This window comes from Pontiella sulfatireligans, assembly GCF_900890705.1.
Taxonomy (GTDB): domain Bacteria; phylum Verrucomicrobiota; class Kiritimatiellia; order Kiritimatiellales; family Pontiellaceae; genus Pontiella; species Pontiella sulfatireligans.
Window position 1 is genome coordinate 290,063 of record NZ_CAAHFH010000001.1, and the last position, 26,990, is coordinate 317,052.

At 52.4% G+C, this 26,990-nt stretch carries 24 protein-coding genes; 15 read left to right on the forward strand and 9 right to left on the reverse strand.

Annotated elements, in window-relative coordinates; all coding sequences use genetic code 11:
* The first annotated feature begins 63 nt into the window (after positions 1–63).
* The 8 genes from SCARR_RS01090 (at position 64) to SCARR_RS29445 (ending at position 11,776) form a co-directional block, all read left to right on the forward strand.
* Complete coding sequence (locus SCARR_RS01090; protein WP_136059690.1) at positions 64–2,139, forward strand: DUF2264 domain-containing protein; 2,076 nt, start codon at positions 64–66, stop codon at positions 2,137–2,139.
* A gap of 117 nt (positions 2,140–2,256) precedes the next feature.
* Positions 2,257–3,360 (forward strand): uroporphyrinogen decarboxylase family protein, encoded by a 1,104-nt coding sequence (locus tag SCARR_RS01095; protein WP_136059691.1) that lies wholly within the window; start codon positions 2,257–2,259, stop codon positions 3,358–3,360.
* 174 nt (positions 3,361–3,534) lie between these two features.
* Positions 3,535–6,594, forward strand: coding sequence for a chondroitinase family polysaccharide lyase (locus tag SCARR_RS01100; RefSeq protein ID WP_136059692.1), 3,060 nt, complete (start codon positions 3,535–3,537; stop codon positions 6,592–6,594).
* A gap of 89 nt (positions 6,595–6,683) precedes the next feature.
* Entirely contained in the window at positions 6,684–8,207 is a 1,524-nt protein-coding gene (locus tag SCARR_RS01105) for an alpha-L-fucosidase (RefSeq protein WP_136059693.1), read from the forward strand.
* Positions 8,208–8,269: 62 nt separating this feature from the next.
* Entirely contained in the window at positions 8,270–9,823 is a 1,554-nt protein-coding gene (locus tag SCARR_RS01110; RefSeq protein ID WP_136059694.1) for a sulfatase family protein, read from the forward strand.
* Positions 9,824–9,837: 14 nt separating this feature from the next.
* Complete coding sequence (locus SCARR_RS01115; protein WP_136059695.1) at positions 9,838–10,317, forward strand: hypothetical protein; 480 nt, start codon at positions 9,838–9,840, stop codon at positions 10,315–10,317.
* The gene (locus SCARR_RS01120) at positions 10,280–11,275 is read left to right on the forward strand and encodes a hypothetical protein (RefSeq protein WP_136059696.1); all 996 of its coding nucleotides are present in this window, start codon (positions 10,280–10,282) and stop codon (positions 11,273–11,275) included. The genes SCARR_RS01115 and SCARR_RS01120 overlap by 38 nt, the downstream gene beginning before the upstream one ends.
* 81 nt (positions 11,276–11,356) lie before the next feature.
* The gene (locus tag SCARR_RS29445; RefSeq protein ID WP_168432873.1) at positions 11,357–11,776 is read left to right on the forward strand and encodes a DUF1961 family protein; all 420 of its coding nucleotides are present in this window, start codon (positions 11,357–11,359) and stop codon (positions 11,774–11,776) included.
* Here SCARR_RS29445 and tnpC read toward each other — a convergent pair.
* From tnpC to tnpA, 3 genes are all read right to left on the reverse strand, one after another.
* The gene (gene tnpC, locus SCARR_RS01130; protein ID WP_168432867.1) at positions 11,661–13,184 is read right to left on the reverse strand and encodes an IS66 family transposase; all 1,524 of its coding nucleotides are present in this window, start codon (positions 13,182–13,184) and stop codon (positions 11,661–11,663) included. The two genes, SCARR_RS29445 and tnpC, sit on opposite strands and share 116 nt — an antisense overlap.
* Before the next feature lie 64 nt (positions 13,185–13,248).
* Positions 13,249–13,596, reverse strand: a complete 348-nt coding sequence (gene tnpB, locus SCARR_RS01135; RefSeq protein WP_136059629.1) for an IS66 family insertion sequence element accessory protein TnpB — start codon at positions 13,594–13,596, stop codon at positions 13,249–13,251.
* Complete coding sequence (gene tnpA, locus SCARR_RS01140) at positions 13,584–13,913, reverse strand: IS66 family insertion sequence element accessory protein TnpA (protein ID WP_136059628.1); 330 nt, start codon at positions 13,911–13,913, stop codon at positions 13,584–13,586. The genes tnpB and tnpA overlap by 13 nt, the downstream gene beginning before the upstream one ends.
* Positions 13,914–13,978: 65 nt before the next feature.
* On the opposite strand from tnpA, the gene SCARR_RS01145 reads away from it, so the two are divergent.
* The 6 genes from SCARR_RS01145 (at position 13,979) to SCARR_RS01165 (ending at position 19,058) form a co-directional block, all read left to right on the forward strand.
* Positions 13,979–14,266, forward strand: a complete 288-nt coding sequence (locus SCARR_RS01145; protein ID WP_136059698.1) for a DUF1961 family protein — start codon at positions 13,979–13,981, stop codon at positions 14,264–14,266.
* Positions 14,267–14,442: 176 nt separating this feature from the next.
* Positions 14,443–16,884, forward strand: a complete 2,442-nt coding sequence (locus SCARR_RS01150; protein ID WP_136059699.1) for a polysaccharide lyase family 8 super-sandwich domain-containing protein — start codon at positions 14,443–14,445, stop codon at positions 16,882–16,884.
* Positions 16,881–17,462, forward strand: coding sequence for a hypothetical protein (locus tag SCARR_RS01155; protein ID WP_136059700.1), 582 nt, complete (start codon positions 16,881–16,883; stop codon positions 17,460–17,462). The genes SCARR_RS01150 and SCARR_RS01155 overlap by 4 nt, the downstream gene beginning before the upstream one ends.
* A complete protein-coding gene (locus SCARR_RS01160) occupies positions 17,463–18,362 on the forward strand; it encodes a polysaccharide lyase family 8 super-sandwich domain-containing protein (protein ID WP_136059701.1) in 900 nt (299 codons plus the stop codon).
* A gap of 28 nt (positions 18,363–18,390) precedes the next feature.
* Entirely contained in the window at positions 18,391–18,516 is a 126-nt protein-coding gene (locus SCARR_RS29010) for a hypothetical protein (protein WP_281281086.1), read from the forward strand.
* Entirely contained in the window at positions 18,492–19,058 is a 567-nt protein-coding gene (locus SCARR_RS01165; RefSeq protein ID WP_168432874.1) for a polysaccharide lyase family 8 super-sandwich domain-containing protein, read from the forward strand. Before SCARR_RS29010 ends, SCARR_RS01165 begins: the two co-directional genes overlap by 25 nt.
* A 282-nt stretch (positions 19,059–19,340) precedes the next feature.
* On the opposite strand, the gene SCARR_RS01170 is transcribed toward SCARR_RS01165, so the two are convergent.
* The 4 genes from SCARR_RS01170 to SCARR_RS01185 all read right to left on the reverse strand — a co-directional run bounded on the left by SCARR_RS01170 (position 19,341) and on the right by SCARR_RS01185 (position 23,628).
* Positions 19,341–20,210 carry a homocysteine S-methyltransferase family protein gene (locus tag SCARR_RS01170; protein ID WP_136059703.1) on the reverse strand — a complete coding sequence of 290 codons (870 nt, stop codon included), beginning with the start codon at positions 20,208–20,210 and terminating at the stop codon, positions 19,341–19,343.
* A gap of 78 nt (positions 20,211–20,288) precedes the next feature.
* Positions 20,289–21,320, reverse strand: a complete 1,032-nt coding sequence (locus SCARR_RS01175) for a fatty acid desaturase (protein WP_136059704.1) — start codon at positions 21,318–21,320, stop codon at positions 20,289–20,291.
* 19 nt (positions 21,321–21,339) lie between these two features.
* Entirely contained in the window at positions 21,340–22,488 is a 1,149-nt protein-coding gene (locus tag SCARR_RS01180) for a uroporphyrinogen decarboxylase family protein (RefSeq protein WP_136059705.1), read from the reverse strand.
* Between the two features lie 84 nt (positions 22,489–22,572).
* Entirely contained in the window at positions 22,573–23,628 is a 1,056-nt protein-coding gene (locus SCARR_RS01185; RefSeq protein ID WP_136059706.1) for a uroporphyrinogen decarboxylase family protein, read from the reverse strand.
* A 119-nt stretch (positions 23,629–23,747) separates the two neighbouring features.
* On the opposite strand from SCARR_RS01185, the gene SCARR_RS01190 reads away from it, so the two are divergent.
* Positions 23,748–24,584, forward strand: a complete 837-nt coding sequence (locus SCARR_RS01190; protein ID WP_136059707.1) for an AraC family transcriptional regulator — start codon at positions 23,748–23,750, stop codon at positions 24,582–24,584.
* Here the strand turns inward: SCARR_RS01190 and SCARR_RS01195 are convergent.
* Both SCARR_RS01195 and SCARR_RS01200 read right to left on the reverse strand, forming a co-directional pair.
* On the reverse strand, positions 24,581–25,483 hold the full coding sequence (locus tag SCARR_RS01195; RefSeq protein ID WP_136059708.1) for a CobW family GTP-binding protein: 903 nt from the start codon (positions 25,481–25,483) through the stop codon (positions 24,581–24,583). The two genes, SCARR_RS01190 and SCARR_RS01195, sit on opposite strands and share 4 nt — an antisense overlap.
* A gap of 82 nt (positions 25,484–25,565) precedes the next feature.
* Positions 25,566–26,945 carry a uroporphyrinogen decarboxylase family protein gene (locus tag SCARR_RS01200; RefSeq protein ID WP_222846124.1) on the reverse strand — a complete coding sequence of 460 codons (1,380 nt, stop codon included), beginning with the start codon at positions 26,943–26,945 and terminating at the stop codon, positions 25,566–25,568.
* Positions 26,946–26,990 lie beyond the last annotated feature (45 nt).

The window sequence follows — 26,990 nt, forward strand, 5'->3', positions numbered from 1 at the left end:
CGGGAAATAGATCTGGTTCGTTTGAGAGGGTTAAGGAAAATGGTTTAGATAAAGGAGTATGGTATGTCATCTGGTTTGAAGAGAGGGGAAAGCGTTGTTAAGAGCGAAGCGGCGAGGGGGGAAAACGCACCACACGCATTCGGCGTCGAGAATCCGGATTTGGAGCAAAGTCCGTTTACCGGGATGACTCGCCAGCACTGGTTGGATGCTGCACAAAATCTAACGGAAGGTGTTTTTCAGCATGTGGGCGGCATGGATGAACCGATTGTGCTGCCCAAACAATCCGAGATTACCTATCCCCAGGCCGATGATCCTCAATGGAGATATCAAGCGGCCGAATTTGAGGGATTAGCCAGAAGCTTCATGGCTGCCGCCCCGTTGATCAATGAGGATCCTTCGCTTGAATGCAACGGGATTAATCTTAGGGATTACTACCATTCCATGATTCTGAAGGCATCGGATCCCAGTTCGCCGCGCTACTGGGGGCGTATCACCGATTTCACGAAGGAACATGGCCGCCAGAACTATCAGCACACGGTTGAAGGCGGCGCCCTTGTCATTAGCCTGATGCATACCCGCGAGCAGATATGGGACCGCTATACGCCTGACGAAAAACAGAGGGTGGCAGACCTTATCTCAGATTATGCCCATAACCTGACCATCGCGGCCAACTGGCGGCTATTCAATATACTCATGTTGACGTTTCTCAAAATCAATGGCTTCCCAATCGACGAGCGTGCGCTGGAGGATCATCTTCAAAATATTGCAAGCAGCTATGCCGGAGATGGGTGGTACATCGACGATACCAATTTTGACTTCTACAACCCATGGGGGTTCCACTTCTATATTCCTATTTGGTGCAAGTGGTATGGGTATGAACACGAGCCGGAACTGGCGGCTATTTTTGAGCAACGCAACCGGGACTTCATTGAAAATTGGCCGCGCTTTTTTGCGCGCGATGGCAAGCAGCTCATGTGGGGCCGCAGTTTAATCTATCGCTTTGCTGCCTCGACGGCATTCGGCGCTCATTTCCTGATGAAAGATCCGGTGTTGGATCCTGGTTTTGCTCGAAAGATTGCATCGGGCAACATGCTGCAGTTCCTTACTCGGGAAGAGCTGTATGTAAACGGTCTGCCTTGTCTGGGTTACTATGGTCCGTTCGAGCCACTGGTTCAGTTCTACAGCTGTGCCGCCAGCCCGTTCTGGATGGCCAAGATTTTCGTGGCGCTGTCGCTGCCTAAGGATTCCCCGTTCTGGACGGCGCAGGAAAATGAGGGCTTCTGGCCGGAGCTGGGTGATCGGTCGGAGTCGGTTGAGTTGCCTTGCCCGGGACTGCAAATTACAAACCATGGAAGCACGGGCACCACAGAACTGCGCACAGGTAGATCATATCTTCACGATCCATATTATAACCAATTGCAGTTCAATCCGCATTTTCCGCTCGAAACAGAAGGGCCTGAAGGGGCCAATCCCGCAAACTATTCGGTTCGCCACTTTGAATCCGGGGAGGACTTTCGAATTCCGTTGAATGTTGCATTCAACAAGCTGGAAGACGGTGTGTTGTATCGGCAGATGAATACGCAGCCGCTCGGATTGGGAGACCCCAACAAGGGGGGAATCAATCTTGGGTCGGAACGCATTGATTTAGCTGACATCATTATTCCCGGCGGGGTTATCCGGGTCGACCGGATTCGAGTGCCTTATCGTAATGAGCTGCAGTTGGGTCATTTTGCACTGCCTCATTTGGATGGAAAGGCGGCCGACGTGAAGAAGGTGGGCAACGGGCTGGTTGCCACTATTGAAGATGGCCGCACGCTGGCGCTGGTGCCTGTGCTTGGATGGGATACCGTCAAATCAGCAACGCACAGGAATCTCAATCCCGAGGCGGATGAGAGCACCGTGCTCTATGCAGAGCGTATCCGCGAAAAAGACTATTCGGGCATGGATGTCTTAGTGATGGTTTTGTTGCACCGCCTCGACGGAGGGGAGTGGACGGAGGAAGAGCTGAATCCGGTTAAGTCATTGGAAATCATCCCGTGGACCTCGTCTGGTGTAGCATGCGGGGTAAAACTTGCGCTTAAGGATGGCCACAACTATTTGATCGACCACGGCCATGTCGATGGGCGTCGCATTATCTGATCTTGTTTCTTGCTGAAATATTGATGTCGCGTGTTGCGAAAGAGAGCGGCTTCAGCAAGTTGCTGGAAATGAGCGCCACCAAATATCGAAAGAAGCAGACTAGCGAAAAGGACTCAAATGACTAAAAAAGAACAGCTTTTAAAACTATATCGTCGTGAAGGCATGGAACAGGCTCTATTGGGGATGCACTTTTGTCCATCGCTCGAAGAGGAATTTAAAAACCGTTACCCGGGGAAGACCGATTATCTGGAACATTTCGGTGCACCGTACCGCATTGTTTATGATCCTGGATTTGCCTGGAATTTTGAAGAAGTCTGGCGAATTCCGGAACGTAATGTGGACTGGCATACCTATTATCCAGACGGATTCAGCTACGATAAAAAGTTCGATGGGTGGGGGGTGGCGCATGAGGATAATCCTAATTCCGAACATATGACGCGCATGCATCATCCGCTTAAAAACATTAAAACCGTAGAGGACTTAGAGGCTTATCCCTGGCCCGATTTTGAAGGGATGGACTTTTCCTATCTGCCTGAAAAAGTGAAGGCGATTCATGATCAAGGGCTGGCTGTTTTTGTCTGGGCTGAATGTACGATCTGGGAAACGTCGTGGTACCTGCGCAGTATGGATGAGTTGTTTGTCGATATGGCTATGGAAGATGAAAAAGCGGAATGGCTATTTGATAAGATAACCGACCTAGCCTGCTTCCGTGCTCGTAAATTTGCTGAAGCCGGAGCGGATATCCTCGGGCTGGGCGATGACATCGGTATGCAGGATTCGCCGATGATGTCGCCTGAAATGTATCAGGAATGGTTGAAGCCCCGATTGGTAAAAGTCATTGCTGCTGCGAAAGAGGTGAAGCCGGATATTCTGGTTAGTTATCACTCCTGCGGATTCTGCAAACCCTTCATTGGTGATCTGATCGAAATCGGCGTTGATATTCTTAATCCGATTCAGCCCGAGTGCATGGACTTTAAGGAAATCTTTGAGGAGTTCGGCGGGCGCATTTCATTTAACGGAACGCTCGGAACACAAACACTGTTTCCCCACGGAAGCCCTGAAGACATTCGAAATGAAGTATTCCGTAATCTGGAAACCGCCGGAGATAAAGGCGGCCTTCTGTGCTGCCCGACGCATATGCTTGAGCCCGAGGTTCCCTGGGACAATATTGAAGCGTATGCCTCCGCCATTACTGAGTTTAATCAACTCCGTGAATTGTGAAAAGGGAGGTCCTATTGTGAAATCCTCCTGTTTACTCAAGCGGCCACTGTTTATTAATATTTTTTGACTGCGCTTTTACGTCATCTATTTTGCGCAAAACAGATCTGGTTCGTTTGTGAGGGTTGAGGAAAATGGTCAAAATATAAACCGGAAATCTAAACTGAGAGTAACGATATGAAACGTACTGCTAAAATCATTTTAAATCCCGTCCTGCTAGGTGCGGCTGTGGCGTTGTTCATTCCAATGATTGGAAGTGCCTACAATACGCCCGTTAAAAGTATTGAGAGTTTTGAGGAAGGGATGCCCGCAGGGTTTTCAGCCACAGGAAATTTGACTCTTGATACAAGACGAATGAAACATGGCGAGCAGTCGGTTAAGTGGGAATGGAAGGGGAACGATCAAATCATTTTTGATACGCCCATCGGCTACCGCAAGCAGCGCAAGCTCACCGAAGACAGTGCTGCGTTGCAGCACGTTGATCCGACGGCAGTGGACATTCTCGAACCGCCTCACGGTTTCTTCATGTGGATCCATAACGATGAGCCGCGCCCGCAGCGCATCCGTTTTGAGTTCGGTCGCGGGGATGAGGTCGACTGCTGGTTTGATTACAACCTGAACTTTAAAGGATGGCGCACGGTTGCGCTGAATTATGACCGCGGCGACATGAAAGGCCTGCCGCGCGAAGACATGACCCGCCTGACCATCAATACACCCAACACCGGCTCCGGCACTTTCTTTATCGATACCATCGGGCTTTCGGTTCCCATGAACCCGCGCACCGTTAACCCCAACCCGCAGCTACCCGACATCGATCCTCACGCCCGTCTCGTCAGCCAGTACGAGCACTGCCAATATAAATTCAGCAAGCTGACTCCGACCTTCAATCTGGAACCGCTGACCGATGAAATCGTGGCCGATTTCCGAACCCTGGAAAAACAGGCCATGCCGTACTGGTTCCCCGAGAGCGACCGTGCGACTTGGAATGATTCCAAGATCAAGGGCATTGAAAAGAAATTCGCCAAGCTGGAAATCGTTCGCGACGGCGACAACATCTACGGTCGTCCTCTGGTCTTCGGCAACATCATGAAGGAATATTTTTCCGAAACAGGCATTCCCAAAGACGAGCTGTATGATGGCATCATGAGCTGGCGCTACGACTACTGCGGTACGCTGTTTCAGATCGCCCGCGCCTGGGAATTTACGCAGTCGGCGGATAATAAAGCAAAGCTCGAAACGATGTTTATGGACGTCTTCGACTACGGGATTGATCAGGGTATGGCCGCCGGCGCCGGGTTGGGGTGGATTCACCACTATGCCTACATTATTCGCGAATACATTCCCGCACTGTTCGTTATGCGCGAACCGCTCGAACGCCACGGACGGCTGGACGAAGCGATCAAGGCCTGCAAATGGTTCAGCGGCTTCAACCAGGTGTATCGCGAAGACCTGGTTTATGGCTACGAAGGCCGCAAAGCCAACGATGCCGACGACATGCAGGGCCTGCAGACGCTTCGGCTGGTCACGCCCTTGCTGATGAAGGATTCGCCGGAAAAAGCGCGCGATCTGAAGCACTTCTCCTCCTTCTTCTCCAATGTCAGTACGGCCTACGCCAATGCCCTCGACGAAACCTTCAAGCCGGACGGCACTATCTTTCACCACGCCGGCCACGCCTACGGCTACGGCGGTCGCGCCATCTACGGATCGGTTCGCACGTTCGATATCCTGAAAGGCACCTCGTTCCAGGCTTCTGCGGCAGCCGCCCAGCGAATCAAGAAGTGTGCACGGACTTATTTCGACGGTCTTTTCACAAAAGAAAAGATGACCCCTAAGGCTTTCGCATCCATCCGCTTTAGCAACTATAAAAGCGCGGAACAATTTGCCGATATGCTGGATCTCATGGGCGAAACGTATGAGCCGCTCGACGGTTTCCGGTCGTTGCCGTATACCTGTGTCGGTCTGAAGCGGCAGAGTGACGACTGGATGATCACGGCCCGGACGCACAGCAAATATGTCTATCCATACGAAAGCTGGGGGCGGGATTACTTTGCCTTCGCACTGTTCATTGCCAACGGCTATCTCGACGTTGCTTATCCGGATTCGCTCGACAGCCTGACCCCGTCGGAAGAAACCTGGCATGAGGGGATTGATTGGCTGCGTTATCCGGGAACGACGTCTGTCCGGCTGCCGTTTGAAGATATCGCCACGCGTGTCGGCGTGGTGCGGGATGAAGGCGGCGAATATCTCTTCAGCGACCAGGCGTTTTCCGGCGGCGTGGAAACGTCCTATGGATGTGGCGTTCAGGCCTTCCAGTTCAAGGGGCACGACAAATACGGTCTCGAGTCTTTCACCGGCAAAAAATCGTGGTTCTTTGTCGGTAACAAAGTCGTTTGTCTCGGTTCAGATATCCAGAGCGACATCCCCGGCTATCCTGTCGAAACGACGCTCTTCCAGGTTCCGCTGTCCGCAACAAATGAACCGGTGCTGCTGGGAGGGCGGGCGGTCGATAAGTTTCCCGTTATGCGGCAGTTGAAAACCAAGCAGCCGCGGTGGCTGATTGACAACCGCGGCACTGGATATTATGTGCCCCAAGGAAAGCTTCACCTTTCTCGTTCCGTTCAGACCAATCCGGACCCTCATGATGAGGGAGAAGTGTCCGGCAATTTTGCAACAGCCTGGTTCGACCATGGAAAAACGCCGAAGGATGCCGAATATGAATATGTGCTCGTGGCCGATGCGGATGCGGACCAGATGAAAAAGTTTAGCCGGAAGCCGACCGTCAAAGTGCTGCAAAAAGACAGCTCCGCCCATGTGGTTGAACTGAGCGAAGAGGACGCTACGGCCTATGCTGTCTATGCAGAAAAGGGCGCGGCGTTTGGCGAGGGCTTTGTGAAGAATGTGAACAAGCAATCCACCTTCATCGTAAAACGGGAAGGTAAAAAACTGCGCCTTTCCGTGGCCGATCCCGACCTGAACATCTACGACGGACAGGAGGACCTGTTGCCGGACGGCACCCGCGGCGAACTTTCGATCTATGAACGCGAATGGTTCTTCTGGCCCAGCCGTCCGTCCAAAGTGCAGATCACGTTGGATGGCGAATGGAAAATCGATGAGCTCGTAACGCCCATGGAAACGGTGGAAACCCAACCACGGATTATTTCTTCCAAGAATGGGAAAACCGTCGTTGAGGTGGTATGTCGCGATGGCTTGAGCGCAGAACTTTTACTTTCTAAATAGGGTGGAGTTTTTGAGTTAGGGAAATGGTCTTTTGCGCAGTTCCCTAAAATGATAACCACTGAGTTTTCAGTAACGGGTAGGTGAATATTATGAATAAAGTTTCATCCATACGAGCAGGATATATTTTGGCCAGTCTATTTGGGTTCAATTGTTCCACGCAGGCTGAAGAGGTGAAAAAATATGAACCAGCTTGGGAATCACTGGGACAGCGTGATGCGGCTCCTGAATGGTTTGCCGATGCCAAGTTGGGAATCTATTTTCACTGGGGCATTTATTCTGTACCCGCATACGGAGGCGAGTGGTATCCCTATCACATGTACCGCGATGGGAATGTGCATGAGCATCATGTAAAAACATATGGAGAACCTTCCAGATTTAACTACCACGATTTTGTGCCGATGTTTAAGGCGGAGAAATTCAATGCAGAAGACTGGGCTCAGTTGTTTGACGATGCCGGCGCAAAATTTGCCGGCCCCTGCGCGCAGCATCACGATGGTTTCGCCATGTGGGACAGCGAAGTGAATCCCTGGAATGCGGCCGATCGAGGTCCCAAACAGGACATTACGGGGTTGCTGGAAAAAACCATCAAAGCCAGGGGGATGAAATTTATTACGACGTTCCATCATGCCCGAAACGGGCAGCGGTATGCCGACAAGCCGGAGCAGTGGGGCGGGTATAACAGCCACTATGCCTATCATCCGGACTTTGCCACGTCATCAACCGATCCCGATATTTCGAAGCTGTACGGCAATATGACTGAAGCAGCGTTTAATCAATATTGGTTTGATCAGTTGCAAGAGGTTATCGATCAGTATTCTCCGGACATTATTTGGTTTGATTCCTGGCTGAAAATGATTCCGCAGGAATACCGGAAAAAGTTTGCCGCCTACTATTTGAATGAAGCCCAAAAGAAACGCCAGGACGTCGTTATTGCATATAAACAGGTTGATCTTCCATCGTCCGTTGGGGTGCTGGATATCGAACAGGGCGGAAAGAAAGACCTGTCAGAATCCGTCTGGTTAACGGATGTAACGCTGAGCACCAAATCCTGGTGTTACATCGAAGGACAGAAATATAAACCGGCCGAACTGGTGGTTCGAAACATGATTGACGTCTGGAGTAAAAACGGAGTGGTGTTGCTGAATATTTCGCCAAGAGCCGACGGGGTAATCAACCAGGATCAGCGCGATATTCTGCACAAAATCGGTACGTGGATGAAAAAACATGAAGAGGCGGTTTACGGAACTCGTGCCTTCGATGTGTATGGATTCGGACATGCCAAGACGGATGCCGGCAAACATGGCGGGCAATCGGCTACAACCCAATATACCGCGGAGGACGGGCGTTTTTTGAGATCGAAAGACGGCAAGACGCTCTATCTTTTCATGTTGGGAAAACCGGACGCCGGGAAAGAAATAGAAATCCGGGATCTGGCGGGGCACACCTATTGTCCCGAGGGTGGCTTCAAGCGGATCACTGTTTTGGGAAGCGGTGTTGAAGCGCCGTTTCATTGGGCCAAACGTAATTTTTGGCTAAAGGTGCCTGACTCCGAAATGGATGATATTGCAACGGTCTTTAAGATGGAATTGAATGAACCTATGGACTGGAAATAGGTGTTGAACGTATTCTACGTTCCGGAATCAGTAGAAAAATATAGTTAAATCGGAGAGATAACATGAACAGACGATCATTCAGCAAAAGCATAACAGTGGGCAGTGCATTTCTAGCCGGCTGTTCAACTACCGTTTCTCAGGAAAAACAGCCTAACTTGCTATACGTTTTCCCTGATCAGATGCGCATGCATGCCATGGGGTTCTGGAAGAAGCCAGAGTTTAATAAATTGCTGCGAACCGAGACCGATCCGGTGCATACACCGAACATTGATCGGCTGGCAGAGAACAGTGTGGTCTTTACCCAGGCGACCAGCACGCATCCCGTCTGCAGTCCGCACCGCGCCATGCTGATGTCGGGGATGTATCCGAGCCGCAATGGGATTGAAGACGTCAACTGCCATGCCGGCCGTCCGCAGGGGCTGCTGTACAACGTAGAATATTTTACCGACGTCTTGGCAACGGCAGGTTATGAAACGGCTTATGTGGGCAAGACCCATTGGCAGCGTACAGAACCGTTCTTTGACAAGGAGTTCAACTATGTCGGCACCTCGGAGCCGCCCGGCGGAGAATATGCCAATGCCTACGACACCTATATTCCGCCGGGACGCGGTCGGTTGAGCAACAAGTATTGGTTCCAACTGTTCAAGGACGATCATTTCAGTTCGCTGGGCTATTCAAACCGCCCTGAGCTGGTGAATGGAAAGAAAGATGGGCAGCCCTATAAACCCGGGCGTTTTACGCCGGAGGTTGAGGCGGATGCCATCGTTGATTATTTGGAGAACAAAAACGGCGAGCGCGATGCGAGCAAGCCGTTCAGTCTGATCTGGTCTCCGAACCCGCCGCACAATCCGTACTTTTCTCCGGACGATTGCGAGAAGGATATCTACGACACCTATTACCGCGACATGCCGCTTGATGAGCAGATGTATCGGAAAAACGTTAAGCCTCAGCTCGCGTCGGAAAACAAACTATATGATCCAGTGAAATGCACCGCGGTCTATTATTCCCTGGTCACCGGCGTCGACCGTCAACTAGGTCGCGTTCTCCAGGCATTGGAAAAAACGGGAGAGGCTGATAACACCATCGTGGTATTCACCGCCGACCACGGCGAAATGATGGGCAGTCATGGCGTGACCGGGAAAAATTATTATGAGGATGAATCCTTCCTTGTCCCGTTCCTTATATGCTATCCGGAAAAGATCAAGCCACATGCCGACAACTTGCTGATGGGCTCGGTGGATATCATGCCGAGTGTTCTGGGAATGCTGGGAATGAAAGATCGAATTCCTGAAACGGTTGAAGGTACAGACTACAGTCAGGGCATCATAACCGGTGATTATGCAAGTTGCCCGAAACCAAAGTCGGCCCTCTATCTGAACATGAAACGCAAAGGTGTGCGCACGAATCGATACACCTACTGCGTTCATAACGGCGGCCGGGCGGAAGTGGTCGATAATGTGAAGGATCCCTACCAGCTGAATAAGCAGGAACCCTCCGCCATTCCAGTTGCGGACCTCGAAATGCTGAAGAAGGAACTGGGCATGCGTCTTGAGCTGGCTGGCGACGGCTGGGCGAAGGATCGTAAATTTCCGGAGTGGATTACCTACCCGTCATAGATTCTGGAGTCACTATGAAGAATATCTTTGTTGGGAAAATATTGTTTATTGGGTTTTCCTTTATCGGGATCGGATGTGGCGATGTACTGGCGCGTTCGGCGAACCAGAAGTTGATTCGGAATGTTGAATACATTCAGGCGACGGAGGTGGATAAATACAATTGGGATGATCCCTCCTCTGACTATTTGGTGTTGGAGAGCGTGAAGGGTGCGTTGACCGAGCGTGAAGTCGAAGGGTTGACGCAGTACGCGCTCAATGCGTGGCTGCCGACGCACAATTCGATGAACTATTATTTCCGCAAGCGGAGCAACAGCTACATGCTGGAGTGGCTGTATCGGAAAGATAAAGATATTGCGCTGCTGAACAGAGCGATTGAAATTGCCAGACGAACGGTTGCGTATCGGAACGATAATATTGATCAGATTGATGATCGGTTCACCTGCTATCAAATTAGTTATGATCGCAGCGTTGCAACCGGTCTGGCCGAACTATAAGGAACTGGAGGTCTACAAGGATGGTTCTCATGGATTGGCGCCGGGGGCATCTGGATTCGCCGGTGTGCCGATGATTGCGATTCCGGTCAGAATGATTACTGAAAACCCCTCCGTGTGGGATTTGAAATATGAAGTGAAAACGTATCGCGATATTGCGCTGGAGCTGGCTTCGGAGGCGCAGAAAACGCTGGACTATACCTACGAGGTGTTTGTCGGCGATGACAATCTGATCCGCTATCCCGAGACGATGCAGCGCAGCGAATGGCATGGCAATGTGTATATCTATAACCGGGTGTTCCCGGTGATGTCGGGTGCGATTCCGTTGGCCGAAGCCTATGAGATTTTTGGCATTCATTCTGATAGCGTTAAGAAAATCGACGCGGTAAATCAGGCAATGATCGACTTCCTCGTAGCGGACATGACCTTCCACGCGGTGAATGGGGCGGAATGCGTGCGCTACCCTTACAGCGATGAAGCCCAGGAGAAGAATCCGGAACAGTCTGAAGACTTCACGCACGGCTCTTTTGATTCGAGGGACTTTCAGCTGTTCTATCAAAGTGGCCGGTATGACTTTGGCGAGCGGTACGTGCAGGCCATGGCGAACACGTTGGTTGAGGTGCTTGATAAGGGGAAGGGCGAATTCGCCGAGAGACTGAATGGCAAAGGGACGGCGAAAAAAGGCACCCCGATCTCCTACGATGGATACATCTGGTATGCAGCCTATCGGCCGGAGGTTTACGACATTATCATCGACCATGTTCTGAAGAACAACATCGCGCTTAAGGACAGCCGATATGATTCGTATTGCTTGTTTGAAATTTTGAAGTTGAAGGATTCCAGAGGCGGAACACCGAAGCTGATTTATTCCAACTCGTTTGATGACGAATCTTCTTTGAATGATTGGATCATTGAAGGGCCGGGGCAGGTCGCTATCGAAAATGGGCAACTGCGAATTTAGAGCCAATATGCCGTCGCGACACAAAGGTTCTTGAAGGAGGGCTGCAAGGAAAAAGGCGTACGGGACTTTGTGGAAAACCTCATGCTCAAGGATGTGGGTAAAGACCGCATTAAGAATTCCTATATGAGTGGGAAGTTTCAGAATGCGCATTTTGTCTGCTGGAATAAAAATCCGACTCCCGAAAACTATATTCTGGAATGCGATTTCCGAAGCGTGTCGGAATATTCCCTTCACATGATTATGTTCAGTCACCTAGGGCTGAACGGCGAGAGCGTATTCGATCCTTCGTTAAAGCCCCGAAGCGGAATTGCCGGGCAGTATACCAAAGGGGATATGGTGGGCTATCGGATCGTATGCGTCTGTTCGTTCACCCACTTGACAGCATTTATGCTGACTGTGCGCGGGATGAGTTCCATTGAGCCGGAGTCCAGCTGGCAGCTTCGTTCTGTCCCATGGTTGGAAGGGCTTCGAGCACATCCCGCAAATAGTCGGCGGGGTTGATGTCGAGTTTTCGGCAGGTTTCGATGAGACTGTATATGATGGCGCTATCCTGACCGGATCGGGGGCTGCCGAAGAAGAGGAAGTTTTTCTTGCCGATGGCCGTGGGCCTGATGGCATTTTCGACAAGGTTATTGTCGATTTCCAGCTTCCCGTGCTCAAGAAACAGGTTCAGGCTGTCCCAGCGTTTGAGGGTATAGCTGATAGCTTCTCCGAGCTTGCTTTTGGGCAGTTGTTTTTTCTGTTCACGATCCAGAATGGTTTTTATTTCATTAAGCACTGGAGCAGAGTGTTCCTGCCGATAGGTTGCCCGGTCGAGCTCCGGTTGTTTGCGCAACGTGGTTTCGTTGCGATAGAGCTTCGCAATGAGTTTGATAATTTTCCGGCTGATTGAATCCCCGGCCTCATGAAATTTACGCCGGGCATGTGCCCAGCAGCAGGCATGAATAATATTTCCCTTTTCCTGTTCATGAGCCGGGTCGTTCAGCCATGACGGATAAGAACCGTATCCATCGCTTTGCAGAAGACCGGCGTAATCTGTCAGCATCGAATCAAGACATGATGCAGCACGACTCGGAAACCATTCAAAGAGCACTCCAACGCCTGGACTGTGATAGGCCCATAGGTATCCATTGGGACAATGGTCCTTTTTCGGGTCTTGGTATTTGATAAAAGTTTCGTCGGCCTGAATATACTCACTTTGCCGGATTTCATTTCTCAGTGCTTCGTAGATCAACGTTAACCAGTCGGCGATAAGATACATCCAGTTGCCCATGGTTTTGCGGCTGATTTCGATGCCGTGGCGGTATTTTAAAACCTGTTCCTGACGGTAGAGCGGAAGATGGTCGCAATATTTGCTCAGAATGATCTGTAGGAGCAGACCGGCAGAAGCATAGCTGTTTGGAATCAGTCTTGCCGGAGCTGGTGCGATCAGCGGCGGCACTTCACGGTTATCAATCTCAATAAACTTTTCTCGAATGATTTCACGGATAAAATACCGGGTCGGAACAACGTCGAGCTCCCGTACTTTTTCCTCCCCGATTTTTTTATAGCGACCAGGATTTCCCTGAACCTCATCGGGAATGATGATCACCTGCTCAACCGGCAGGTCTTCCGGGACCCGTTCCTTGAGCGGCTTGCGCTTTCCTCGACGGGACTCAACCGGCTCTGAATCATCCTGTTCGGCCTCTTCCGCTATTTCCAGAGCCTCTTGGGCTTCCTGCAGTTCATCGAGCAGTAGTTCCATCTGATCCGGGCTTAACTTTTCGGAACTGCGCCCGAACAGTTTTTTCAGCAGATACTGAACTTTCTCATTAAGCAGTTTAACTTCGGTTTTGAGCTGAGTGTTTTCGGCATTCAGAGACGTCCGCTCCTTTACCATCAGATCAAAATTTTCCCGGTTAAAATTCATGCCGTACATTATACCAAAACACGTTGAAAATGCGGCACCAACCTGATGGAAAATGCAAAAAAAATCAGCGCTGATACCAAGGTTTGAGCGAGCCTTGTTTTAGATCAACTCCATCGAGCAGCAGGGCCAGCGCTTCCGGAGCAAGACTAAGCTTTTCATCTGCGCCAACGCCTTGAGGCCAACTGAAACAGCCCTTTTCAAGCCGCTTGATAGCAACCCACATGCCGGTACCATCCCAGTACAGCGTCTTGATCCGGTTTTTCCGTCGGTTCGTAAACACAAACAATGTGCCCGAACACGGATCTTCATTTAACCTATCCTGCACTACACAGTGCAATCCGTTGAAGCTCTTACGCAGATCCACCGGCTCAACCGCCAGAAATACCCGGATTGAATTACTTAATCCAAACATCCGGCAGCCTCCCGCAGAACCATACCGAGTTCATTCAGTGACGGAATTGGAAGCTGAACCTCAATCCCGTTCGGCAGAAAGATCTTCAGTTCATCTATCTCAGGAGGTCCGGGCTGAACTTCCACCTCGCAAAAAGCAACCTCAGATTCCTGACGTTCAATTCGCAGCCAACGGGCCAGCGTTTTCGGGTTGATGCTCCATTCCCGGCAAAACGCCGCCTGGGTCAGCCCCGCTGAATTAAACTCCTCGATCAGTTCCCGGCGTTCTTCCTCCGTATAGGAAGCCCGCCCCGACACATTGTTTTCATTCGTATCCATGCCTGACAAATTATCAGGCTTTGCCGGAGCTGACTACGGGGTGAAAGAAGAGGCGTTTACATCGGATCAGCTATTTTCACTATGGCTGGGCGACTTCTAATCTTCGGAAAAGTCCCGAACAGAAAATCCTGGCAAAGGGATCCGATTCAACGGATGAGAAGCCGGGTGAAATGCATAAGCTGCGGATCACGAAAATCGACAACAAGGTCGTGTGGGAAATCGATGGCGTCGAATCTTTTGCCTATGTCGAATCCGATCCGGAAAAAGTGCTGAAGGGCGGATACTTCGCCATCCGTCTCATGAATCCGGCTATGGGGATATACGACAACGTTCGGGTGTATGAAATTCCCTAATGCAGGCTCCCGTGCTGAATCCTGTTTTCTTGTAGTCAAAAGACCGTTGCTCAGCATGCGCAAATGGCAGCGTTCTATTGCGTATTGTGCGGGTTGTGTCGGAACGGTGTGCAATCTATATTACTGTTGGAAATTGATAGGTAGGACTATCGGAAAGACCGAAGGATTTGGTGAGAATGAAAAACTTCAATGTATGTGTCGGGGCCGTGTTGCTGATTGCGACATGTTGCGGGGCTGGTACGGCCGGCTATGATTCGCAGCCCTATGCCCCAGTAAAAAACAGTCCGGCCCTGCTGGCAGAAAAACAGGTGGCATTGGCTGCCGTACGGAAGGTCTGGACGCTCGACGACGAGGTTGTTGCCGGTGTTCGCAACAAGGCGGAAAAAGGGAAGGTTGATGCGGATGCTCTCTTTGAATCATTCAATGATGATGGTTCGTGGAAAAAGAAACTGCCGGTTGGCGAGACCCTGACGGAAAAAGAATACAAAACCCACGAAGCCTATTTTGCCGATTTGATTTCACTGGCCGGATATTCCCGCTTCGGGGCGAAAAACGCGCTGGATAAAAACAAGGCCAAGGGCTTGGTCTACCGCTCGTTGCTTTGGTATTTCGATAACGGCTTTGCTGCTCCTCCGCAATATCACCAGACGTTTAACTATCATGCTCCCATGGCTACGGTCGGTGGGCGGATGCTGATTGTCGGAACAGTGCTTTTCGACGACATCCACGCGGATCGCGCCAAAAACATGAAGGCGCAAAATCTCTACGAATATATGTGCGACTATGGCCGGCAGTTTATCAACGCCGCGCCGCAGATTCGGGGGCCGAACTGGTCGTTCCGATTGGATAACTGCATGCTCTATGTCCTGTTTTGCGATGATCCCGTGGTGATGGATGAATATTCCTATCATTGGAACAAGGCGCTCTCGTTCAATCGTTGGGAAACCGAAACCGACGGGGTGCATCCGGACTGGAGCATGATGCACCACGGCGACATGAACTACTGGGGCATGTATGGCATCGCGTGGACGAGCCGGGTCATTCAATATGGAGAGGTATTCAACGGAACGCCTTGGGCATACAAAATCGAGCAGCTCGACTTTATTGCCGACTGCATGACCGAAGGGGTGCGCTGGTCGCTTTATCGCGGCAACTGCGAGTACACGTCTGCCCCCAAACGTGGCTCGTTTCTACTGGCGAGAACGGACGGTGTTGCGGCTTCGTTCAAGGAACTGGTTGCACAGTTGCTGGAGCTGGGCGGCGACCAACTTTCAAGCCGGACCGGGCTCGAACGGCTTGAATCGGAATTAATCCTCCCGCCGTGGTCGGTTGAAGGCGGTGCAGTTGATACACGGCCCGAGTTTTCCGGCCATCGTTATTTCTGGACGACGGAATACCAGGTACACCGCCGTCCGGACTTTGCCATCTACACGCGGCGCTGCTCGCAGCGCACCCGTCCGCCGGAGGACAGTTCGCAGAAACCCGGCACGCTGCACCTTAATTATGGAACCGGCTACACGCCAATCATGCGTAGCGGCGATGAGCTGCGCCTGAGTCGCTTGGCGTGGGATTTCCAACACGTGCCTGGCACCACCGTGGAGCAGGGGTGCACCGTCGCTTCCGGCAAAGCCGGATCAACCAAACGCGGGCTGAATCTTTTTTCTGGCGGGGTTGACGATGGCATGTATGGCTGCGGCGCATTCGATATGCAGATCGTGCAGTTTGATCCTGATGGTTCCGGTTCGTACGAGTTCATCAATGGTGCGGGGGCGCTGAAGGGAACCTTTTTCTTTGATGACGGCATGGTGGCGCTGGGACAGAACATCCGCCGCATTGCGCCGGGCTCCGGAAAAATCCTAACCACGCTCAACAACGTGATGCGGAAGGGGAATGTTGTTTATTCCATTGACGAATCCAGTCCGAAAACCGTTAAGCAGAGCAATCCAATAGAGCAACAGCTGACTGTGAATCATGTTGCCTGGGTTTGGCACGACCATGTCGGTTATGTCGTTTCCGGGGCTGCAAAATTGGTTCTTTCATGCGACGAACAGCCGTTCAACGAGAAGCTGAAGCAGGACAAGGATTTTAAAAAGATCATTATTGCCGAGCTGGGAAAAGAGATCTGGGGGAATGATCGCTTTAACATGTTCCGGCTTTGGCTCGATCACGGCTCTGATCCTCAGAATCAATCCTATGCCTATGCCGTCTATCCCAACTGTTCGGTTCAGGAGCTGAAGGCGCGCGCAGCGCAGGTTGGAACGTTTTCCAAAAAGAACGTCGCGGGTATTCAGGCCATCGCCAAAGACGGTATTTTTTACGCGGTGTTCTCCAAACCCGGCACAGTACAGTTTGCGGACGGCGTCTCTATTTCATCGGATGTTCCACTGGTGGTGATGGTGCGGAAAAACGATTCCGGCGAGTATGAATTCCATGCATCCAATCCGGATCACCGGGGACTGCGGCGCGAATATGTTCCAGGTTCGGGTAAAACGATCGGCACACTTTATAAAGAACCGATTGTGATCCGGGTTGAAGGCTTGGGCAGTGAAACGTCTGTAGGGTTTCAATTGTCTACAGAGCGGGGCGAAGAAGGTGCTTCGGTAAAGGGAGGCCAATGAACATTCCAAGAGGAATCGTAAAGACAGGTTTCCTGTTGTTGGTCAGCTGCGCCGCGATTGCTGACGGGTATGAAGTCCAACCCTATACGCCGGCAACCAACAGCCCCGCCCAGTTGGCTGAGAAGCAGGCTGCGCTGGCTGCGCTTCGGAGCGAATGGGGCGGCGACAACTATGCTGCGAACAATATTCCGGGCATCCTCTCCAACAAGGGTGTTACGGATCCCTGGTCGGTCACCAATAATTTCAATGCCGACGGTTCGTGGTACAAGAGCCTGCCGACAGGCGCAACGTTTACCGCCTCTCAGTATGATCTCAACCGCGAATGCTTTTTTGATCTACTCGCGCTGGCCTATCTGGACGAGTTCCAAGGTTCGGATCAGCGGCAGATTGTTTATGATTCGCTGGCGTGGTGCTTCGACAACGGCCATGCCGCGCCCCATGAGTACCATGAGACCTTCAACTACCATGATCCCGAAGCTACTATCGGCGGAACGATGGTGCTTGTCGGGCTGTTGATGTTCGACGAAATCCATGCCGATCGGGCAACGGATCCTGACGTTGAAGCGGTATTCCAATAAATGCGCGAATTCGGGCGCGCGTTCATCAATGCCTCGCCGCAGATCCGCGGCCCCAATTGGTCGTTCCGGATCGAAAACTGTCTGCGCTATATTCTCTTTACGGATCAGGTAGCCGATATGGACGAGTATGACTACCATTGGAAAAAGGCGATCAGCTTTAACCGGTGGGAGGAAGAATCTGCCGGCGTGCATCCCGACTGGATATTGATGCACCATGGCGATCAGAATTATTGGGGCATGTACGGCATCTCATGGACGAGCCGCGTCATTGAATACGGCGAACTTTTTTCCGGCAAACCTTGGGCATACGAATCGGATCAGCTGGACTTTATTGCCGATTGCATGATTGAAGGAACGCGCTGGGTGATGTTTCGCGGGGTGGTGGAGTATACTTTCGCGCCAAAGCGCTCATCGGTACTGCTGGGGCGCACAGATTCTGTTGCTTTACAATTCAAGGAACTGTATGGCCGCTTAATTGCGGTTGGCGGAGATTTGCTTACCCGAAAGAGTGAATTGATCGATCTCGAAGCGAATGTGATTCTTCCCTACTGGGAAACGGGCGACTCCGAACAGCCGACGACGCCGGAGTTCGAGGGGCACCGCTATTTCTGGACGTCGGAATACCAGGCGCACCGTCGTTCGAACTTTGGAATTTATACGCGGCGGTGTTCGCAGCGTGCCCGTGCTCCTGCAAGTCGGGACACGGCTCCGTTGCATCTGAACTATGGCGTAGGCTATACGCCGATTGTACGCCGTGGCGATGAGCTTCGCTTCAGTCGCTTGGGGTGGGACTTCCGGCATGTCCCCGGTACCACGGTGGAGCAGGGGAAGGATATTGGTGGAGGATTTGCAGGCTCCCAAACCCGGGGGGCTGAACCTCTTTTCCGGAGGTGTTACTGATGGTTATTACGGTTTCGGGGCATTCGAGATGAATCTGGTTAACTTCAATGACGACGGAACCTATACCTATAAGAACGGGGCTGGCGCTCTTAAAGGGACCTTTCTCTTTGATGACGGCATGGTGGCATTGTGGGGCAGAAGATCAACCGCCTAGCAACCGTGGATGGTACCCAGGAAGAAATTCTGACGACCATCAACAACGTACGCAGGCTTACGGATGTGACTTATTCCATTAATGGTTCCGCTATCACGAATATTTCTCTTGGCACAGCATTGGAAGAACGTCATGCCGTAACCAATGTTGCCTGGTCCCATCACGATGGCATGGGCTATGTCATCTGGCCTTCCGTCAATCCAACAACAGAGCTTGTACTTTCCTTTGGGGATCGTCCGTTTAACCCAATTCTGGAAGCCGATGAAGAGTGGGAAACGCGGATTCAGGATGAGCTTGGGACAGCAGTTTGGAGTTCCAAGGTTATAGACATGTTCCGCCTCTGGCTTGATCATGGTGCCACCCCGGTTGATGACACCTATAGATATGCGGTTCTGCCGGATTGCACGTTGGCTGAATTGCAAGCTTATGCCACCAATCCGCCCGTTCAAGTTGCCGCTAATTTGGGTGGTGTTCAGGCTATTGCAAATATTTTGCGAAGAGGGAGCGTGTTTCCCCCGCGACATTCCGCCGAGCTCCAGTGATTGGCGAAGGCGCATTCATTATTTTAGGTGAGCGGTCTGTCGGGTTTAACAAAACAACTCGCTGAGAATCTAAAAATAGAAATCCAGTTGCGGACAACTTTAAGGTTTTTGTGTTCTACACTCAGTTGTTTGGCCGGATTTCGGTGATTTTTCAAAATCAGTCCAAGTCCGACAGGCTGCTAGCGCCGTGTTGATCGTTCTCGGCTGCGGTTGCATTGTTTTCTGCCGTCGTGCAATACGTGGACGGCTGTAAGAAGCTCGGCGTTCTGCCTTCGCCGGCCATCAGTTCAGAGCGGTTTTCAGCGCGCGGATAAAGTCTGGGCTGGTGCCGCAGCAACCGCCGATAAAGTCGGCGCCGGCGTCGAGCAAGGGCTGCGCGAAGGATGTAAATTCGTCCGGCGTGGTTTTGTAGATGGCTTTGCCGTCAACCATGACCGGCAAACCGGCGTTGCCCTTGATCCAAATCGGCAGATCTGTATTCGCCTTCATGCTGGCGCAAAGCTTCACGAAACCTTCAATGCCTTGACCGCAGTTGGAGCCGATCACATCTGCGCCGGCCTCGGTCAGTTCTCTGGTGGCCTGTTCGACGGTGGTGCCCATCATGGTGCGGTCAAAGTCGGCGCCGGCGTCGTAGACCATTGAGGCAACGACTGGAAGGCCGGTGGCTTTGCAGGCCTGCAGGGCGATTTTGGCTTCTTCCAGATCCGACATGGTTTCAATCACAAGTCCGTCGGCTCCGCCGGTCGCTAACGCCTGTGCTTGTTCTGTAAAGGCGTCGAGCATTTCCTCTTCGGTCACCTCTTCCATCATCAGCATTTTTCCGGTGGGCCCGACGGATGCAAAAACCAACGCTTTGTCGCCTGCCGCCCGTTTGGAGATTTCCGCTCCGGCCCGGTTGACCTCTGCAACGCGGTCGGCCAGTCTATGGCGTTCGAGTGTGAAGCGGGTGCCTCCAAAGGTGTTGGTGATGATGATCCGGCTTCCGGCTTCTACGTAGGCTGCCGCCACCGCTTCGACGATTTCGGGGCGTTCCAGATTTAGCGCTTCCGGCGATTCGCCGGGCTTCAATCCCTGCTTTTGCAGTTCCGTTCCCCATGCTCCGTCGATGATGACCGGGCGTTCGTTGAGCAGTTTTTCGATGGTTTGGTGCATAATTTGTTCCCCTGTTTCAATGGAGCAAATAAGCTACCTTAAAAATTTGCGGCGCACAAAGAATTTCAGGTCGCCAGATCAAACTGCGGGATCGAGGGCCTGCTCCGTTTCGGTAGGCGGAAGCGAAGGAGTGTAATAGTAGCCCGGCTCCTTTTTTTGCCGTTTCAGAGTGCAGCGAATTTCTCGCCAGGTCTTAAAAAACCCATCCATGGGAGGGAGATTGCCTTCAATGGCTTTGCGCAGCTTCGGCAGATTATAAAAGGGGATGCCGGCATGCATGTGGTGTTCCACGTGGTAGTCCATTTTCCAGTGCATGAAGAGGGTGAAGGGATCGACCTTTGCCGAGCGGCAGCATAGGCGGAAGTCCGTGGAGTCGGGCTGCAGTCCGGCGTGCTGCGGAATGGTGACGAGCCACGCCAGCCATGTGGCGTAGAACGGGACAGTGAAAATGGCGAGTAGGATCCACAGTTTCAAATAGAGGATTAGCGAGAGGATGCACAGCTGGCCGATGAACACCGCGCGGGAAAAACCAAAGAGCTGCTTGCGGGCCTTCTGGTCGGTTTCTGGAAAAAGGTGGTTTTCCCAATCGCCGGAAAGCATGCCGAAGCTGTGGCGTAGAATCATGCCGGCACAGGATTGGAAACGCGTGAAATCAAACGTGTAGTATTGAATCCACTGCCAGAGCGTAATTCTATAGGGAAGGGGCACCTCCAGATCCTGATCGCGGTGAACCGTGGCCATATGGTGGCGGATGTGGCTGGCCCGATAAAAGATGACGTTCTTCCAGGTGATGAATCCGCAGAGGCGCAGGAAAAATTCGTTCAGTCCTTTGGTTTTAAAAACCGTGCCGTGCGAAAGCTCGTGAATCGCCGCGTGCTCGCCCAAAAAGGTGAAGCACGTGCCGCGGATAAATAGCGCGAGCAGCGTGAACGGCCAAGGCAGGTGGTAGAATGAATAAACCACTCCTGCGCCGGTCAGCACGGAGAACAGCAGCTGGGGAATGATCTGCAGGAAGCCGCGCGCATCGCTGCGTTCCATCAGCTTCTTCCGTATCGCCTTGTCGATGGGGATGCGAAGCCAATCCACTTTCTTTTCCATGAGCATTGTCATGAACGTCTACCTCTCTACGTTATCGTGCGCCGAATTTGCGGACGGCTTCCTGATAGATCAAAATATTTTCCGGCGGCGTTTTCCCCGTCATGGTGCCTGCGGAGAAAAAGTAGCCGGGCTCTCGTTTGGCAAGCTTGGCGGTTTCACGCACCATGTCGCGGATCTCATCCGGCGAACCAAAGTTAATGATGTTCGGGTTTTGCATGCAGGCGAAAATGGTTTTTCCGCTAAACACGTCGAGTACGGTTTCAAGGTCGTTGTTGCCGTCGCAAGCAATCCCGTCAAAGTCGGTGGCGCGGATGCGGTCGAGCAGGGGCATCAGGTTGCCGTCGCAGCAGAAAAAAGCTTTCTTGCCGGCGGAGTGGATGATGTCGAGCACTTCATTGTAGTGCGGGAAAATATATTGGTCGTACCATTCCGGCGGGAACATTGGGCCGTTGGCGCTGCAAAGGTCGTCGTGGCATCCGATCAGCTCAATGTCCGGCGATTCGCACATGGCCGAAAAGTCGCGCTTGGACACTTCAAGGAACTGCAGCAACATTTCCTCGAAACGTTTGGGATCGTCCATGGCGGCCATCATAAAGTTTTCCCAGCCGAAGAGTTCGACCGGCCACATGAACAGGGTGTGGTAGTACCAGCCCATCACCATCGTGCTGTCGCCCAGCAGCGTCTGCTTCTCGGCATAGTGGTTTTTGAAAAAGGCCGCGCGCTCGGTTTGGCTCTGGGTAAAATGGTCCAACGGCTGGAACTCCAGCACCTCCTCCGGAGAGGAACAGGGGTGGTTTTGCATGGTAAGCGTAGGCGAGAAGCCCCAAAAGGCGCCGTGGGCCTTCATGCCGAGCGCATCGTACATCGAGTTGTACGGACGCGGGGAGGGGGCGCGGGGGAGGGACTTGTAGCGTTCGTTTTCGGGATCGTCGGTAAAGGTGGCGTCCTCATAGTAGCGCACGAGCGGAAAGTTCCATTCGGCGCAGTCGCCGGGAATGCTGCTGATGGTTGCATCGACATCGAAGTGCTTGAGCATGCCAATACAGGCGCGGTGCGGTTCGGCCTGCACGTTGTAGTCGAACAGCTGCTCCGCCAAGGCGGGGCAGTCGGGAACATCCCATTGCGGGATGCGGTCGGTCATTTCGCCGTTCAGCGCGGCGCGTGCTCGTTCTCTGCTCATATCCAAAGCTCCAATTATTAAACACGAAGACACAAAGTTCGCGAAGGACTGATGCTTAGTGTTCTTAGTGTCTTTGTGTTTAATTTATCTGCGTGCCAGCTCCTTGTAGACCTCGTTGTAGTAGAGGGCGTTTTCGACGGGGGTGTTGGCGGGGATGTGGTTGCCGACGGCCATGATGAAGCCGGGGCAGTGCTTGCCGATATCCATGCAACGCTGCACCTCGGCGCGGATCTGCTCCTTGGTTCCGCCGAGCAGGATGCGCGTGTCGGCGTTGCCGATGAAGGCGTGGGTTTTTCCATAATTATCGGCTATGTATTTCATATCCGTCGTCGGTTCCATCACGAAGGCGTCAACGCCAACTTTGGCTATGTCGTCGATGAACATGGTGTAGTTCCCATCGGAGGTGTAGATCAGTTTTTTGCCGCTTTCGTGGATCGGGTCGAAGAGCTTTTTATAGTTCGGGAAAATATATTCGCGGTACCAGTCCGGCGAGCAGAACGGGCCGGAGGTCCAGACAATGTCGTCGTGGATCATCACGCACGGCGCGTCGGAATCGGCCAGGGCGTTGAAGTATTGCTGGATCCACGAAGTGTAGCGGTTGGTCATTTCACCGAACTCTTTTGCATCGGCCATGGCCATCAGCATCATGTCCCAGCCAAAGATTTCAATCAGGCCGGACATCAACGAAACATAGATGCCGGTCATGTTGACGGTGTCGGGATAGCGTTTGCAGAGCATGGCGTAGTGCTCATTGTATTCTTTGACCAGCGTGGCGTGGTCGCGCGGGCCGTAGACCGCCCAAGGGTCAAAGGCCAGCACCTCATCGGGATCATCGAACGGGCATTCGACATCATCGCAGCGATCGCTCCCGGCGGATGCATATTCGGCATGGCCCATTTTAGTGCGGCATTCTTCGATGACCTGGCAATGCGTCAGGATCGACCAAAACATGCCGTAGTCCCATTCCTTCACAAACTTGTTTCCGGCGGCATTGCGTTCCTGCTGTGTCGATGCGGTGGAGAGGTGGGAGCCCGTTACGGCATTGAGCAGATCCCAGTGAAACTCCGGTGAATATTCTGTCCGCGGCACCTTCGGCGGCATTTCCAGATTTAGCGCGGCCCATCCGTTCTCATAACTCATCGTCTTTCCCCATGGCTTGGTTTCATAACTCAATACGCATTATTAGGATCGACTTTAAGCATTCAATCCGCGAATGATGCATAATTCTTCAAAGTTGAACAAATCACGGATTTAATGCATTGGAAAAACGACGGGAAATTGAATCGGTTCGGATGAGGCTGATTGAGGCGGGCCATTGCCGGCTTTCCAGCAACTGGAACTATAAACGGCTTTCGAGCCCGTTTTCGCGCATTTATCTAATCGAAGAAGGCGAGGCCGTGCTTCGGCATTCCGGCCAAACCCACCATTTGAAAGCCGGCGACCTTCATCTGGTTCCCTGCCATGTAACCGCCGACTACCAGTGCCCTGAATCCCACACGCAATATTTTGTTGGATTAACGATGACGCTCGCGACGGGAACCGACTTGTTTGGAATCCACCGTTGCGAGCCGACGCTGCCAGCCGAGAAGGTTCATTATGAAATCTTTAAACGGCTGGTGGATTTGATCCAGCCGCTGACCGGAAAGTTTGGCCGATTGGCCAGCGTCAACCTGCCGATGTTTGTTGAGCTCGAAGCACGAGGGCTGGCGATGCAGTTGGCTGCGTCGTTTTTGAAGCACGCCAATGAGGCGGTCGAGGTCGCGTTGGAGAAAGACCGGCGGTTTGCTCCGATCCTCCAGTTTGTTGATGAAAACCTGCAACGCGATATTGCGCTGGAAACGCTGGCCGGGCTGGCCGGGCTGACGCCGACCTATTTTTCCGACCTCTTCTTCAAGACCCAGGGCGTGCGTCCGGTGGAGTTCATCAACCGTCGACGCATTGAGCGCGCTCAGCTCCTGCTGGGTTCCACCGATCTAACCATTCAGGAAATCGCATCCGCCGTCGGCATTAACAGCCCCGCTTATTTTTCGAGGCTGTTTAACCGGATCTCTGGAGTGCCCGCGCGACGCTACCGGAAGCTGCTGCTGGATCTCTAAGCAATGGCACAGCCTGGCAAGGCCATCGCCTGCTGATGGATCTGCTCCGCCGTTTCGCCTCGGCAGATCCATGCAAGACCATAGCTTTCTCTGATGGTGGCCGGCTTGTGGGAAAATCCGGCTTTTGAATAGTCGAAATAGAGCGGGCCGTCCGCGGTAGGGATGTATCCTTTTACCCGATAGACGTCTTCTTCGTTTCTTAAGATGAAATCTTCCAGCTGTTGGGCATCCACTTCGCTTGAAAAGGTCAACGCAAAGGCGGAGTAGCGCGGATCTCTGCATTTTGCATATTCGCCATGCAGTTCGCTATGGGTGGAGCGGGGGCCAAAGATGGGGAAATCAGCTGCACCCTTTATGCAGCGCACCAGGTTAACATCCGCTTTGATGCCACGCACGGCCCGTTCGGTGTCGGCGAGCTGTGCTTCATCGAACAGGTCGCATTTGTTGAGCAGCACCAGATCGGCGGCTTCCACTTGGTGGATAATGTTCGGCAGGGTGTGGATCAGGCGCAGAAAACTGCGCGGCTCCACAATGCTGATGATGCTGGCCAGTTCGAAGTGTTGGTCGAGCCGGGTTTCTTTCAGCATGTCGGCGATTACGCGCGGATCCGCCATGCCGCTGGCTTCGATCACTACGCCCTCGGCATCCGGGTGCTGTTCGTGGATTTTCGTCAGTTGCCCGATGAATTCGGTGACGAGGCATTTGCAGAAAATGCTCCCGCCCGGGATGGAGACCACGTCCGGGTTCTCCTCCGAAACAATGGCGCCATCCACGTCCAGCGCAGAAAACTCATTGACTAGGTAGATCCATTTACGGTCGCGGTTTTCCGCTACGCTACGCTTCAGCAGCGTGGTTTTTCCCGCTCCAAGGAATCCAGTAATTAAACAAATCGGAATCATGGCAAAGTTCCTTTGGGTTGAAGGTCGGAAAGTCAAAGGTCGAAAGTCACGGCACTAATCTTCGGCTTTCGATCTTCAGACTTTATGCTCTCACACTCATTTTTGCCATAGCGGCTTGCTCAATGGCCTTAACCAGCGTGGTTTGATCGGGGATGATCGAGGCAAAGGTTGGTTCGCCGTTGATGCAGATGGTCGGCAGGTTTTTGACGCCCAGTTTGACCATCATGCCAATGCCTTCGCGGACTTTAATTTTATGTTCGTTGATCCATACCTTGACCATTGTTTTGTCGGCGGCCTTTTGTACGGCTTCCATCATATACTGGCACGGGGCGCAGGAGGTGGAGTCCAGCGTGATCACATCCACGACTACTGCGCGGGCGCCATGATAGTCGGGCAGTTCGACGTCATCAAACGAATCCGCATCCTTGGCCTGCAGCGATTTGGCTGCTTCGCGGGCATATTCATCGTGAACCATCTCGGAAACAGCCTGCAGGTTCTTAACCGGAACGGCGTAGGGGAGGTCGCATCCGGGAGCGAGGATGAAGCCTTTGCTTCCGCTCTTTTCCATAATGTCGAGCGTTTCCATTTTGGCGTCGGATTCGTCGCCCAGCAGCAATACGGCAGTCAGCTTAATATTTCCGCCAAACGACTTGCCTTGCGCTTCGCAGAGCTGGCGCAGATGCGTCATATCGATCTGTTCGTCCACCGAAATGTTATCTGCCGTGGTTTGGGTCATGACTTCGAGGTTGCGGGTAACATCGCCACAGACAAAGATGGAGGAAATGCCGCCTCGGGCACGGATGTGGTCATACACTTTGTTCATGAACGGCGTGACGAACTGCGCGAAATGATCCGGCGAAATCTGGCTCGTCATCGGGTCTACCACGGCGATTACATCTGCGCCGTGATCAAGGTAGATGTCGGCGGATTTGATGCAGATATCGGCACAGTAATCAATCACAGCACAGACTTCGTCCTCTTCGTCATACATATCGAGAAAGATGTCGTTGCCGAGCAGGTGGAGGGCCAGGGTGAACGGCCCGCAAATGAGGCCATACAGCGCGGTGTCGTCGCCAATGTCCTTCTTGAGCGTTTTCAGCGCCTCCACCACAATGGGGAAGCGGCCTTTGGTTTCGTCGAGCTCCGGCAGGTCGGCAATCTTCTTGCCCTGAGCCAGCGGGTGGCTGGTCACCGCGGGAGGCACTTCGTCGGCCCAGTGCAGGCTGCATCCGAGGATTTCCGCTTCAATCTGCAGGTCAAACATGACGGGAAGACCGTCTGGGTTATATAGCGATTTTGCTTTCTTGAGACCTTCGATAATCAGGTCGGCCGACTTTAAATATTCCGTTGCGGTCTTTTCAATGAGAAAGCCGCCATGGCATCCCACAAAGGGGAGCCATGCGGTACGTTCGGTTTCTTTGCCTTTAATTGCGTCTAAAAGTATCTGTTTGCCTGTCATCATGGTCTCCTTGTTTAAATGGTGGAACAAGGATACGGTTTTAAGAAA